This window comes from Edaphosphingomonas haloaromaticamans, from assembly GCF_001853345.1.
In the GTDB taxonomy this organism is placed as follows: Bacteria; Pseudomonadota; Alphaproteobacteria; order Sphingomonadales; family Sphingomonadaceae; genus Sphingomonas_E; species Sphingomonas_E fennica.
This window is the reverse complement of sequence record NZ_MIPT01000001.1, coordinates 2,696,910-2,708,950: the sequence shown is the minus strand read 5'-3', so window position 1 is coordinate 2,708,950 and position 12,041 is coordinate 2,696,910. Positions and strand designations below refer to the sequence as shown.

Here is a 12,041-nt window from a genome sequence, read left to right as displayed (position 1 = left end):
GCGGCCGCTTGCGTGGCCGCCCCTTCATCTCTGATCGGATATCGATCCCTTTAGCGGACGCGCGGGCCGCCATAGGGCATGGGCGGCGGCGGACGGCGATCGCGGCGCGGAAGCTGCGCCTGATAGGCCACCGAGCAATGATCCAGGCAATAAGGGAAGCCCGGATTGATCGGCTCACCGCAGAAATGGAAATCCGGCTCGCCCGGATGGCCGATCGGCCATTTGCAGATCTTGTCGTTGAGGTCGAGCAGGCTCGTCTTGCCGGCAACCTCGGCCGAAGGCTTGGCAGGCACCAGCCGGCGGGGCGGGGCGGGCGTGGAGGGGGCCTGCTGCTCGCCGGGGGACTGGCGCTGGAAGCCGCCCGGACCGATCGAGCGGAACACCGTCTGCGGGGCGGCCGGAGCGGCAGGCGCGGCGGCTGCGGGCGCCGGCGTGGGTGCCGGAGCGGGCGGAGCGGCCTTGGTGACCGGCGGGGGAGCCGGCTGCGCCGCCGGTGGCGGAGGCGGGGGCGCGGCCGCCGCTGGCTCGGCCTTCGGCGCGGCGGCCTTGGGCGTGGCATCGGCCGCGCTGGAATCCCCGCCGCGCACCGGCGACGGGCGCGATTGCAGGCCGAGGCGATGGGCTTTGCCGATCACCGCATTGCGGCTGACCCCGCCCAGTTCCTCGGCGATCTGGCTCGCGGTGTTGCCCGCCTCCCAGAGGCGCTTCAGCTGATCGATCCGTTCGTCCGTCCAGGCCATTCGTCGTCCTTAACTCTCGCCCCGCTTGCGGTGGGGCTCGCCAGTCGATAGGCGCATGTCCCATGATCGACCAGCCCGAAAACTTGGTGCGCTCCGCCCCCGGCGTGCCGGTGATCCCGTTCGTCAACTGGGGAGGATTGCGCGCCCTCTATATCAAGGAGGTGCGGCGTTTCTTCAAGGTCCAGCTCCAGACGATCTGGGCGCCGGCCGTGACGACGCTTCTCTACCTGGTGATTTTCACGGTCGCGCTGGGCGGCGGCGGCCGTTCGGTGATGGGCGAACCCTTCGCCAATTTCATCGCGCCCGGCCTGATCGTGATGGGCATGATGAACAATGCCTTCGCCAATTCCAGCTTCTCGCTGCTGGTGGGCAAGATGCAGGGCACGATCATCGATTATCTGATGCCGCCGCTGTCGCCGGGCGAAGTGCTGTTCGGCCTGGTTTCCGCGGCGATGACGCGCGCGGTGCTAGTGGGCCTGGCGGTGTGGCTCGCCATGTGCTTCTGGCCGGGCGTCGAGGTGCTGCCCCAGCATTTCTGGGCGGTGGTGTGGTTCGGCCTGATGGGATCGGCGCTGCTTTCCTTCCTGGGCGTGCTGACGTCGATCTGGGCGGAGAAGTTCGATCATGCGGCCGCCGTCACCAATTTCGTGGTGCAGCCGCTGTCGCTGCTTTCGGGCACCTTCTATTCGGTCGAGGCGCTCGCCCCGGCTTTCCAGAAGATCAGCCATGCCAACCCCTTCTTCTACGTGATCTCGGGCTTCCGCTACGGCTTTATCGGCATCGCCGATTCGCCGATCCTGATCGGCGCGGCGGCGCTGCTGGCGGTGAACGCCGCGCTGGGCGCCATCTGCTATGTGCTGCTGGCCCGTGGCTGGAAGCTGAAGAACTAGCCCAAGCCGTTCCGCGAACGGCGAATCGACAAGGGGTTGTCGCGGCCGCGAGGCGGCGATAAAAGCCCGTTCCGAACAAGGCGGCCGGACAGGGCCGCCTTTTTGCGTTTCCGGAGTTTTCCCGACCTTTTTCTCGCGAAAGGAGCAGTTTCGATGGCCATCACCCCGCTCATGCCCGTTTACCCGCGGTGCGGCGTGCGGCCGGTGCGAGGCGAGGGCTGCTACCTGATCGGCGAGAAAGGCGAACGCTATCTGGATTTCGCGGCCGGCATCGCCGTCAATGCGCTCGGCCATGGCCATCCGCATCTGACCAGGGCGATTCAGGATCAGGCGGCGACGCTGATGCACGTCTCCAACCTCTATGGCAGCCCGCAAGGCGAGGCGCTGGCGCAGCGCATCGTCGACAACAGCTTTGCCGACACGGTGTTCTTCACCAATTCGGGCGTCGAGGCGATCGAATGCGCGATCAAGACGGCGCGCCGTTATCATTATGCCAACGGCAACCCCCAGCGGCACAAGCTGATAACCTTCAAGAACGCCTTTCACGGCCGCTCGCTGGGCGCGATCAGCGCGACCGACCAGCCCAAGATGCGCGACGGCTTCGAACCGCTGCTGCCCGGCTTCACCTATGTGAAGTTCAACGATCTCGAAGCGGCGCTTGCCGCGATCGACGAGGAGACGGCCGGCTTCCTCGTGGAGACGGTGCAGGGCGAAGGCGGCATGACGGCGGGCACGCCCGAATTCATCCGGGGGCTGCGCAAGGCGTGCGACGAGCATGGCCTGCTGCTGATCCTCGACGAAATCCAGTGCGGCTATGGCCGCACCGGCAAGATGTGGGCCTATGAGCATTACGGCATCACCCCCGATATCCTGACCGCGGCCAAGGGCATAGGCGGCGGCTTCCCGCTGGGCGCCTGCCTCGCCACGGAAGAGGCGGCCAAGGGCATGGTGATCGGCACCCATGGCTCCACCTATGGCGGCAATCCGCTGGCGATGGCGGCCGGGCAGGCGATCCTCGATGTGATGCTGGAACCCGGCTTCCTGGATCATGTCGCCAGGATGGGCGAACGGCTGCGCCAGGCGTTCGAGCAGCTGATGCCCAACCACGATCACCTGTTCGAGGAGATTCGCGGCAAGGGGCTGATGCTCGGCATCAAGATGAAGGAGCCGGCGGTATCGCGCGATTTCGTCGCCCATCTGCGCGATAATCATGGCCTGTTGACGGTGGCGGCGGGCGAAAACGTGTTCCGCGTGCTGCCGCCGCTGGTGATCGACGACAGCCATATCGAGGAATGCATCCAGAAGCTTTCGGAAGGCGCGCGGAGCTACACTCCGCCGGCCGCCGCGTGAGCCGGCATTTCCTGGACCTCGCCGATGCCGGCGGGGATGCGATCGCGGCGATGCTGAACGACGCGATCGACCGCAAGGCGGCGCGCGCCGGCTGGCCGAAGGGCAAGGCGGATGCGGATGCGCCGCTGGCCGGTCGCACGCTGGCGATGATCTTCGAGAAGAATTCGACGCGGACCCGCGTGTCCTTCGACATGGCGATGCGCCAGCTGGGCGGCACCACCATCGTGATGGACGCGGGATCGATGCAGCTGGGCCGGGGCGAGACGATCGCCGATACGGCGCGGGTGCTTTCGCGCTTCGTCGATGCGATCATGATCCGCACGGACGATCACGCCAAGATCATCGAGATGGCGGAACATGCCACCGTGCCGGTGATCAACGGCCTGACCGATCACAGCCATCCCTGCCAGATCATGGCGGACATGCTGACCGTGATCGAGCATCGCAAGGCGCTGGCCGGCACGCGCTGGGCGTGGCTGGGCGACGGCAACAATGTGCTCCATTCGATCATCGAGGCAGGAAGCCTGATGGGCTTCGAGGTGCGTGCCGGCTGCCCGACGGGCTATGAGCCGTCGATGGAGGTGCTGGACGCGGCGCTGAAGCGCGGGCTGACCGTGCCGATCCTCCGCGATCCGATGGCGGCGGTGGACGGCGCCGACGTGGTCGTCACCGATACCTGGATATCGATGGGCCAGGCGCATGCCGAGCAGAAGCTGGCGGCGATGGCGCCCTATCAGGTGAACGCCGCGCTGATGGCGGGCGCCAAGCCCGATGCGGTATTCCTCCACTGCCTGCCCGCGCATCGCGGCGAGGAAGCGACCGACGAGGTGCTCGACGGCCCCAATTCCGCCATCTGGGACGAGGCGGAAAACCGCCTGCACGCGCAGAAATCCGTGCTTCTGTGGTGCTTCGGCCTGCTGGGCTGAAGCCGGGCCTGTCCCAAACGTTCCGGCAGGGGCTGGAATCCAGGCGCCTCCATACCGACATGGGGGCCTGGAAATTCCGGCCCCTGCCGGAACCGCAAGGAATTGATCTTGAAGACCAACGGTAACGGCAAGAGCGAAATCAACGTTGGCGGCCATGTCGATCATGCGCTGGCCTTCACCATCCCTTCGCGCCACGCGCGCGGCCGCATCGTTCGCCTGGGGCCGGTGCTGGATGGCGTGCTTTCCGCCCATGGCTATCCGCCCGCGATCGGCCGCCTCCTGGCGGAAGCGCTGACGCTGACGGCGCTGCTGGGATCGACGCTGAAGGATGCCGGCGGCCAGCTCACCGTCCAGGCGCAGACGGAGGGCGGCGTCGTCGACCTGCTCGTCTGCGATTATCGCGGCGGCGAGATGCGCGGCTATGTGCGCCACGATGCCGACCGGCTGGCCGAGATGCCGGCTGATCCTTCGCTGTTCGCCCTGTTCGGGCGCGGTTATCTGGCGATCACCTTCGATCAGGCGGCCACGGGCGAGCGCTATCAGGGCATCGTGCCGCTGGAAGGCGGTTCGCTGGCGGCGGCGGCGGAGAGCTATTTCAACCAGTCGGATCAGTTGCCGAGCCTGGTTCGCCTGGCGACCGGCGGCAATGATCGCGACGGCCATGTCGCCGGCGGCATCCTGATCCAGCATCTGCCGGAAGGCGAGGAGGGGCGCGAGCGCCTGCACGTCCGCCAGAACCACGAGGAATGGGATCATGTGGTGGCGCTGGCCGGCACGATCACCGATGCCGAGCTGATCGACGGCGGGCTGCCGCTGGACGGGATCGCCTGGCGGCTGTTCCACGAGGAGGATGAGGTGCGGGTGCTGCCCCTCATCGCGCTCAGCCAGAATTGCCGCTGCAATGCCGACCATATCCGTTCGGTCATCGCCCGCTTCCCGGCGGACGAACGCGCCGAGATGGCCGATTCGGACGGCATGATCCATGTCGACTGCGAATTCTGTTCGCGCCGTTACAGCTTCGCACTCGCCGATTTCACGGACTGACGAAAGCGACCGATCAGCCGATGAAGTGACGAAGCTCACAGACCTTTCGACGAAAATGCCGGATGCGGGGCGGCGGCGCGGTCGCCCGACATCGGTGGCTGTTGTATAAGATTTAACGTGACCACGTCAGAAGACGACGCTGCCGGACCGGCTTGTTGATGGTCGAACGCAGCGGGAATTCGGGGTTGATGTCATGTTACGTCATTCGTTCTTGTTGCGTATGCTTACCATCGCTTCGCCATTCATCGCCGTTCCAGCGGCTTATGCCGCGCCGCAGCCGCTGGTCGCGGGCGGCATGCTGGAACCCGGCCTTTGGCGGCTGCAGCCGGAGGGCGAGGCGCCGCGCAACGTCTGCGTTGCCGATGCCGGCACCCTCGTCCAGCTTCGCCATCCGGGCGCGCCGTGCAGCCGGCTGGTGATCGACAACCGGCGGACCAGCGCCACCGTGCATTATAGCTGCCCCGGCAGCGGCTGGGGCCGGACCACGCTGAAGCTGCTGACCCCGCGTTCGGCGACGATCGATACGCAGGGCATCGCCGGCAACGCGCCCTTCTCCTTCACCGCCGACGCGCAGCGGATGGGCGATTGCCCGACCAAGAGCGCCAGCCTGGACCCTGGCCTTAACCGGCGCATAACCCGCCGTTAAGCGCGGGTTTAGGCGCGCCGGTGTAGAAGAAATCATGTGTCGGCGTTTGGCACATTCCCTCCCTAACCAGCCCTGATCGGGCTAACTGGGCCGTCCCCTTGGGCGGCCCTTCTTTTATCGCCGCCCATCCGTTCACGAGGCCTTTCCGCTCGGCGCCGGCCGCCTGCTTCCGCGGCCGCACAAAATCGGCTAGAGCGGCGGCGAGCCTGGCGGGAAGGCACCGAAGGATCGGGGCTGCACGCCGGCATTTGTCATCAGCCAAAGGGCAGGCGGCAATTCCGCGACGACGGATGCCCGTCTGGAGCGCCGCCTCCGCCGATGCCGGCGGACCCGAGGGAAAGCGAAGAGGTAACAGAGATGAGCCAGGACAGGCCCGGAGCCGTAGTGCTGTTGTCGGGCGGGCTCGATTCCATGGTGGCGGGCGGCATTGCGCGCGAGCAGGGCTTCGCCATCAACGCGCTGACCGTCAACTATAACCAGCGGCATAGCGTGGAGCTGGCCGCGGCCGCGCGGATCGCGGCGATGCTGGGCGCGGCGCGCCACATCACCATGCCGCTCGACCTCTCCCTGTTCGGCGGATCGGCGCTGACCGATGCGATCGACGTGCCGAAGACGGGCGTGGAGGAAGATGCCATCCCGGTCACCTACGTTCCGGCCCGCAACACCATCTTCCTTTCGCTCGCGCTCGGTTGGGCGGAGGCCTGTGGCGCGCGGGACATCTTCCTGGGCGTGAACGCGCTCGATTATTCCGGCTACCCGGATTGCCGCCCCGATTTCATCCAGGCGTTCCAGAATCTGGCGGACATCGCCACCAAGGCGGGCGTCGAGGGGCGCGGCTTCACGATCCACAGCCCGCTTCTCCACATGACCAAGGCCGATATCGCCACCGAGGCGGTGCGGCTGGGGCTGGATGCGGGGCAGAGCTGGTCCTGCTACGATCCGACGCCGGAGGGGCTGCATTGCGGCCTGTGCGACAGTTGCCGCCTGCGCCAGCGCGGATATGAGGATGCGGGCATCCCCGATCCGACGATCTACGCCGCCCGGCCATGAGCTACGCGGTCAAGGAGATATTCCTGACCCTGCAGGGGGAGGGCAGGCAGGCCGGGCGCCGCGCCGTCTTCCTCCGCTTTTCGGGCTGCAACCTCTGGTCCGGGCGGGAACAGGATCGCGCGACCGCCGACTGCCGCTTCTGCGACACGGATTTCGTGGGCATGGATGGCGACAATGGCGGGCGCTACGCGGATGCGCGGGCGCTGGCCGCCAGAGTCGGCGAGCTATGGGAGACCGGGCTCGATCGCGCGGAAGGGGGTATGCCCTTCGTGGTGATGACGGGCGNTGAGCCGCTGCTGCAGGTGGACGACGCGCTGATCGCGGCGCTCCATGATCGCGGTTTCGAGATCGCGGTGGAGACCAACGGCACCATCGCCGCGCCCGCGGGGATCGACTGGATCTGCGTGAGCCCCAAGGCCGGGACGGAGATCGTCCAGCGGCGCGGCAACGAGCTGAAGATCGTCTGGCCCCAGCCGGGCAACGATCATCGCGCGATGGAGGAATGGGATTTCGACCATTTCCTGGTTTCGCCGATGGACGGCGAGGATCGCGTTGAAACCACCGCCGCCGCGATCGCCTTCGTCCTCGCCAATCCCCGCTGGCGGCTGTCCGCGCAGGTGCACAAGCTGATCGGCGTGCGATAGGCGCCGGCGGCCGCGTCCCGACGCGGCCGGGGCGTCAGCTCAGCCGCACTTGCGCTCGACGTAGCGGCCCTTCTTGTCCCAGCATTGCGGGGCAAGAGACACGAGCTGGCGCGGCGCGAGGACCTGCCGGGTCGCGAAGATGCCGTCATTCTGCGGCACCAGGCTGTTGCGGAATTCGCGCATCCGGTTTTCCGCGGTCAGATGGAGCTTGCCCTTGGGCTGGCCGATCGCGTCGCGGCCGATGGCAGCCGCCGTTTCGCAGAAGCCGATCTGGGCGTGCATGGTGGAAAAGCCGTTATAGGTCTTCGTCGTATATTGATCGAAGGCCTTCTGCCACGTCTTGCTGGTGGTGCGTTTGAAATAGGCGTTCAGCGTATTGTATGCGTCGTTCAGCTCGCCAGCATGGTGGCGCAGCAGATCGTTATAATTGCGCACCGTCATCAACGAAGGCGAGAACTGGCATTGGAGCGCCGCCACGTTCAGGCCGGCGCGCATGTTCCAGAGCAGGTGGGCCTGCAATTCCTTGGGCGTCGCCTTGGGAAGCGCGATGCCGATGCCCGGTTCGTCGCCGCGCACGGGTTCGCCCGTGAAGCTGGGCTTCACCCAGAAAAGATAGGAGGCGCCCGCTGGGGCCGCCTGCGCCGTGACCACCGTTGCCAGCGCCGCCAAGGCAAACCGCCCTATACGTGAAACCATTGCACCCTCCACTGATGGCGGCTGTTAAGCATGAAGCGGGGGCGGAGATAAAGGGTGAACATCAAAATTGCGCCGGATTGTGGCCGTTGGGACTCACCCAGCCCCCGGCGGAGACGGCAAAAGGGCCGCCCGCTGCCGGACGGCCCCCGCCTCAAGTAGCTTTGGACGAGCGCTTATTGGGCGTTCGTCGCGGCCTCCGCCCCGTTGGTTTCGGCGGCGTTGTCGGCCGGAACCGCGCTGTCGTCCATCACCATGTTGTCGCTGGCACCGGCCGCGTCGACGGCCGTCACGTCGTTCACCGAACCTTCCATCGAGGATTCGGCGGTGTTGGTGTCGACGACCGTGCTGGTGGTTTCCTTGCTGCCGCCGCAGGCGGAAACGAGAAGCGCGCCGGCAACGGCCGCCCCGATGGTCAGCTTGGAAAGAATATCGCGCATCAATGGCTCCTGGATGGTCGGGCTGGTTGTGGGATGGTGGTGGAGTAACGGGTCGCGGCCGGTGCCTCAAGCGTCGCGGCAGGGCTGGCAGAGCGAATCCAGGAAGGGATCGAGCCGGGCGGCGAGCGCTGCGTCGAATTCGGCCATGGGCACGGCACGGCCGAGGGCGGCCATGCTGGTGACAGGGAATTCGGCGATCCCGCAGGGCACGATCCCGCCGAAATGGGAGAGATCGGGCGCGATGTTGACGGCGAAGCCATGATAGGTGACCCAGCGCGTCACCCGCACGCCGATGGCGCCGATCTTGGCCTCCCGGCCATCGGGATCGTCCACCCAGATGCCGATGCGGCCTTCGGCGCGGCGCGCGGCGACGCCGAAATCGCCCAGCGTATCGATCAGCCAGCCTTCGAGCTGGTGGACGAAGCGGCGCACGTCCCTGCCGCGCGCGGCGAGGTTTATCATCGCATAGCCGACCCGCTGGCCCGGCCCGTGATAGGTGTAGCGCCCGCCGCGACCGGCGCGGAACACCGGGAACTGATCGCCGGCCAGAAGCTCGGCCGGATCGGCGCTGGTGCCGGCCGTATAGAGCGGCGGATGTTCCACCAGCCAGATCTGCTCGCCCGCATCGCCGGCGGCGATCGCGGCGACGCGCGCCTCCATCGCCGCCAGCGCGACGGGATAGGGGGTGAGGCCGGCGGATACGTTCCATTCGATGGTGGCAGGCAATTCGACGGCGGGCGTGGCGTGGTTCATCCGCCCCAATTGGGATGCGTGCAATAAAGGATCAAGGCCCGATTGCATGGCCGTGCCCCCGCCCTGTAGAGGGTGCTGGCCGGCATAGTCGCTATCGCCATCGCCGGTCGTGGAGCATGCATGGCCTTATCGATTACCGCAGCCTGGGATGATGCCCGCCGCTTCGTTGCGCGGGAGGCTGGGCTGCTGGTGCCCGTGGCGCTGACGCTGCTGGTGGTGCCCGGCGCGCTGGTGGAACTGGCGATGCCCGCGCGGGTGGAAGGCGGGACGCCGGCCGGCCCCTGGGTGCTGGCGCTGCCGATCCTCTTCCTGTCGACGCTGCTCGCCTCGCTCACGATATCGCGGCTGGCGCTTGGCGGCGGCGTTTCGGTGGGGGAGGCGCTGGGCCATGCGGCGCGGCGGTTGCCGGTGGCGATCGGGGCCAGCCTGATCCTGGCGTTCGCGGCGATGCTGGCCTTCATGCCGGTCGCCCCGCTGCTGCCCGGCCAGGGCGGGCCGCCGCAGATGGGCGGCGGCGCCGCGCTGCTGCTGATGCTTTATATGCTGGCGCTGCTGGCGGCCGTGTTCTTCGTCGGCATCCGCCTGCTGCTGGTGAACGTGGTGATCGTGGCGGAGCCGGTGGGCGTGCTGCCGGCGCTGCGGCGCAGCTTCGCCTTGACCAAAGGGCATTTCCCCAAGCTGGCGGGCGTGATGCTGCTGTTCGCCATCGGCAGCCTGCTGATCGGTGGTGCGGCATCGCTGGCGGGCGGGGCGGTGCTGATCGGGCTGGGCAAGCTGCTGGGGCTGGAGGCGATCGGGCGCCTGCTGCTGGCGCTGCTTTCCGGCTGCGTCAGCGCGGTGCTTTCCGTCTATTTCGTCACGACGCTGACGATGATCTATCGCCGGCTGACGGGGCCGGACCTGGCGCGGCTGTTCGATTAAGCGGGATCGGGCGCGATCAGGGGCACATGCGGCGCCGCGTCGCGCGGCAGCAGCCCGGCGATGCGGGGATCGGCGAAGGTTTCGACCGCCAGCGCATAGGGCGTGAAGCCGGACCTGCGATAGAAAGCCAGCGCGCCGGGATGATCGAGCGTGCAGGTGTGCACCCACATCCGCTCCACCCCCGCGCGCCATCCCATCGCCAGCGCGTTGGCCATCAGCCAGCTGCCATGCCCCTGGCCGGCAAGATCGGGCACGAGGCCGAGAAAGGCGATCTCGCATTCGCCGGGCCTGCGGAAGTCCAGTTCCAGCATGCCCACCTCGATCCCGCGGGGATCGGCGACGGCGAACAGCTCCACGGCCGGATCGGCGAGGATCGTGGCCAGTTCCTCCTCGGCCATGGCCAGCCGCGAAAACCACAGCCATGGCGATCCCACCCGGCGGAACAGCGTCCGATAGGCGTCGTTGGTCGGGGCCGTCCAGCGGACGAGACGGAGAGGCGAGGCCGGCATCGGCGCGGGCCGGGGCCGGGCACGCATCTCCAGCGACGTGACGACGGCTGCGAGCTGACCCGCCGGCACCGGATCGAGCGGCATCGCGCTCAGGCCCAGGTGGCGACGGGCGGCAGGCTCATCAGGATCGCGTCAATATTGCCGCCGGTCTTGAGCCCGAACAGGGTGCCGCGATCATAGACCAGGTTGAATTCGGCATAGCGGCCCCGATAGGCGAGCAGCCGTTCGCGATCCTCGGCGCTGGCCGGATCGTGCATCCGGCGGCGGGCGATGCGGGGGAAGATATCGAGAAATGCCTCGCCCACGTCGCGGGTGAAGGCGAAGTTCGCTTCGAAATCGTCTTCGAGATGATCGTAGAAGATGCCGCCCACGCCGCGATGCACCTTGCGGTGGGGAATATAGAAATAATCGTCCGCCCACTGCTTGAAGCGGGGATAATAATCCGCGTCATGCGCATCGCAGGCGGCTTTCAGCCGGGCGTGGAAATCGGCGGTATCGGCATCGTTGGGGATGGGCGGATTGAGATCCGCGCCGCCGCCGAACCAGCGCCTGGTCGTCACCAGGAAGCGGGTGTTCATGTGGACGGCGGGCACATGCGGATTGGCCATGTGCGCGACGAGGCTGATGCCGGTCGCGAAAAAACCGGGATTTTCGGCGGCGCCGTGGATGGTCCTGGCGAATTCGGGCGCGAATTCGCCGCCGACGGTGGAGACGTTCACGCCCACCTTTTCGAAAACTCGCCCCTTCATCACGCCCTGGACGCCGCCGCCGCCTTTGGCCTCGGGATCGCCATCGCGATTCCAGGGGGTGTATTGGAAGGCGGCATCGCTGCCGGCCTCGCGCTCGATGGCTTCGAATTCGGCGCAGATGCGGTCACGCAGCGATTCGAACCAGGCGCGCGCGGCCGCCTGTTCGGCATCGAGTTCGATCATTCCGGAAAGCTCCCGTTCTGGCGAATGGCTTCGGCGAGCGCGATGCCAGCCGAGACCGCGACATTCAAGGACCGGAATCCCGGCCGCATCGGAATCCTGACGGCCAGGCCCGCCGCTTCGTGGACATGATCGGGAACGCCGACGCTTTCAGACCCCATCAGCAGGATATCGTCCGGCAGGAATCGCGCCTCGGGCAGGCGGACGGCGGCTTTGGTGGTCAGCAGCACGATGCGGCCCGCGGTGGCGGCCCGGAACGCATCCCAGTCCGCATGGCGGGCGATATCGGCGCTGGCGGCATAATCCATGCCCGCGCGCCTGAGGCCGCGTTCGGAAAAGGGAAAACCGCAGGGCTCGATGATGTCCACGGGCACGCCGAAACAAGCGCCCAGGCGCAGAATGGTGCCGACATTGCCCGCGATGTCGGGCTGGAACAGGGCGATCCGCATGCGCCCCGCTAGGCGAATATGTCCCGGCCGGGCAAGAGTGCGCAAAATGCTGTTGGC

General features: G+C 67.1%; 15 protein-coding genes. 8 read left to right on the top strand and 7 right to left on the bottom strand.

The window, feature by feature from the left end:
- Window positions 1-50: 50 nt before the first annotated feature.
- Window positions 51-740, bottom strand: coding sequence for a GcrA family cell cycle regulator (locus tag BHE75_RS12475; protein WP_070934056.1), 690 nt, complete (start codon window positions 738-740; stop codon window positions 51-53).
- A 62-nt stretch (window positions 741-802) separates the two neighbouring features.
- Between BHE75_RS12475 and BHE75_RS12470 the strand changes: the two genes are divergently transcribed.
- The 7 genes from BHE75_RS12470 (at window position 803) to queE (ending at window position 7,290) form a co-directional block, all read left to right on the top strand.
- The gene (locus BHE75_RS12470) at window positions 803-1,630 is read left to right on the top strand and encodes an ABC transporter permease (RefSeq protein WP_015457166.1); all 828 of its coding nucleotides are present in this window, start codon (window positions 803-805) and stop codon (window positions 1,628-1,630) included.
- Between the two features lie 153 nt (window positions 1,631-1,783).
- A complete protein-coding gene (locus BHE75_RS12465) occupies window positions 1,784-2,980 on the top strand; it encodes an aspartate aminotransferase family protein (RefSeq protein WP_070934055.1) in 1,197 nt (398 codons plus the stop codon).
- Window positions 2,977-3,906, top strand: coding sequence for an ornithine carbamoyltransferase (gene argF, locus BHE75_RS12460; protein WP_070935822.1), 930 nt, complete (start codon window positions 2,977-2,979; stop codon window positions 3,904-3,906). Before BHE75_RS12465 ends, argF begins: the two co-directional genes overlap by 4 nt.
- A gap of 108 nt (window positions 3,907-4,014) precedes the next feature.
- Window positions 4,015-4,950 carry an Hsp33 family molecular chaperone HslO gene (locus tag BHE75_RS12455; protein WP_084653497.1) on the top strand — a complete coding sequence of 312 codons (936 nt, stop codon included), beginning with the start codon at window positions 4,015-4,017 and terminating at the stop codon, window positions 4,948-4,950.
- Between the two features lie 220 nt (window positions 4,951-5,170).
- Window positions 5,171-5,596 carry a DUF3617 domain-containing protein gene (locus tag BHE75_RS12450; protein ID WP_236626885.1) on the top strand — a complete coding sequence of 142 codons (426 nt, stop codon included), beginning with the start codon at window positions 5,171-5,173 and terminating at the stop codon, window positions 5,594-5,596.
- A 357-nt stretch (window positions 5,597-5,953) separates the two neighbouring features.
- Window positions 5,954-6,646 carry a 7-cyano-7-deazaguanine synthase QueC gene (gene queC, locus BHE75_RS12445; protein WP_015457161.1) on the top strand — a complete coding sequence of 231 codons (693 nt, stop codon included), beginning with the start codon at window positions 5,954-5,956 and terminating at the stop codon, window positions 6,644-6,646.
- The gene (queE, locus tag BHE75_RS12440; protein ID WP_070934054.1) at window positions 6,643-7,290 is read left to right on the top strand and encodes a 7-carboxy-7-deazaguanine synthase; all 648 of its coding nucleotides are present in this window, start codon (window positions 6,643-6,645) and stop codon (window positions 7,288-7,290) included. The genes queC and queE overlap by 4 nt, the downstream gene beginning before the upstream one ends.
- Window positions 7,291-7,329: 39 nt before the next feature.
- Here queE and BHE75_RS12435 read toward each other — a convergent pair whose 3' ends face one another.
- The 3 genes from BHE75_RS12435 to lipB all read right to left on the bottom strand — a co-directional run bounded on the left by BHE75_RS12435 (window position 7,330) and on the right by lipB (window position 9,176).
- The gene (locus BHE75_RS12435) at window positions 7,330-7,959 is read right to left on the bottom strand and encodes a hypothetical protein (protein ID WP_015457159.1); all 630 of its coding nucleotides are present in this window, start codon (window positions 7,957-7,959) and stop codon (window positions 7,330-7,332) included.
- Window positions 7,960-8,159: 200 nt separating this feature from the next.
- Window positions 8,160-8,423 (bottom strand): hypothetical protein, encoded by a 264-nt coding sequence (locus BHE75_RS12430; RefSeq protein ID WP_015457158.1) that lies wholly within the window; start codon window positions 8,421-8,423, stop codon window positions 8,160-8,162.
- 66 nt (window positions 8,424-8,489) lie between these two features.
- Entirely contained in the window at window positions 8,490-9,176 is a 687-nt protein-coding gene (gene lipB, locus BHE75_RS12425) for a lipoyl(octanoyl) transferase LipB (protein WP_070934053.1), read from the bottom strand.
- 120 nt (window positions 9,177-9,296) lie between these two features.
- Between lipB and BHE75_RS12420 the strand changes: the two genes are divergently transcribed.
- A complete protein-coding gene (locus BHE75_RS12420) occupies window positions 9,297-10,097 on the top strand; it encodes a hypothetical protein (RefSeq protein ID WP_070934052.1) in 801 nt (266 codons plus the stop codon).
- Here the strand turns inward: BHE75_RS12420 and BHE75_RS12415 are convergent.
- Genes BHE75_RS12415 through BHE75_RS12405 form a run of 3 tightly spaced genes read right to left on the bottom strand, consistent with a single transcriptional unit; the run spans window position 10,094 to window position 11,984 of the window.
- Entirely contained in the window at window positions 10,094-10,690 is a 597-nt protein-coding gene (locus tag BHE75_RS12415; protein WP_070934051.1) for a GNAT family N-acetyltransferase, read from the bottom strand. The two genes, BHE75_RS12420 and BHE75_RS12415, sit on opposite strands and share 4 nt — an antisense overlap.
- Before the next feature lie 5 nt (window positions 10,691-10,695).
- Entirely contained in the window at window positions 10,696-11,538 is an 843-nt protein-coding gene (gene hemF / locus BHE75_RS12410; protein WP_070934050.1) for an oxygen-dependent coproporphyrinogen oxidase, read from the bottom strand.
- Complete coding sequence (locus BHE75_RS12405) at window positions 11,535-11,984, bottom strand: tRNA (cytidine(34)-2'-O)-methyltransferase (protein WP_070934049.1); 450 nt, start codon at window positions 11,982-11,984, stop codon at window positions 11,535-11,537. Before BHE75_RS12405 ends, hemF begins: the two co-directional genes overlap by 4 nt.
- Window positions 11,985-12,041 lie beyond the last annotated feature (57 nt).

Coding starts and splice junctions, on each gene's coding strand:
- BHE75_RS12475 (WP_070934056.1), bottom strand. CDS start 740: ATGGCCTGGACGGACGAACGGATCGATCAGCTGAAGCGCCTCTGGGAG.
- BHE75_RS12470 (WP_015457166.1), top strand. CDS start 803: ATGATCGACCAGCCCGAAAACTTGGTGCGCTCCGCCCCCGGCGTGCCG.
- BHE75_RS12465 (WP_070934055.1), top strand. CDS start 1,784: ATGGCCATCACCCCGCTCATGCCCGTTTACCCGCGGTGCGGCGTGCGG.
- BHE75_RS12450 (WP_236626885.1), top strand. CDS start 5,171: ATGCTTACCATCGCTTCGCCATTCATCGCCGTTCCAGCGGCTTATGCC.
- queC (WP_015457161.1), top strand. CDS start 5,954: ATGAGCCAGGACAGGCCCGGAGCCGTAGTGCTGTTGTCGGGCGGGCTC.
- BHE75_RS12430 (WP_015457158.1), bottom strand. CDS start 8,423: ATGCGCGATATTCTTTCCAAGCTGACCATCGGGGCGGCCGTTGCCGGC.
- lipB (WP_070934053.1), bottom strand. CDS start 9,176: ATGAACCACGCCACGCCCGCCGTCGAATTGCCTGCCACCATCGAATGG.
- BHE75_RS12420 (WP_070934052.1), top strand. CDS start 9,297: ATGGCCTTATCGATTACCGCAGCCTGGGATGATGCCCGCCGCTTCGTT.
- BHE75_RS12415 (WP_070934051.1), bottom strand. CDS start 10,690: ATGCCGCTCGATCCGGTGCCGGCGGGTCAGCTCGCAGCCGTCGTCACG.
- hemF (WP_070934050.1), bottom strand. CDS start 11,538: ATGATCGAACTCGATGCCGAACAGGCGGCCGCGCGCGCCTGGTTCGAA.
- BHE75_RS12405 (WP_070934049.1), bottom strand. CDS start 11,984: ATGCGGATCGCCCTGTTCCAGCCCGACATCGCGGGCAATGTCGGCACC.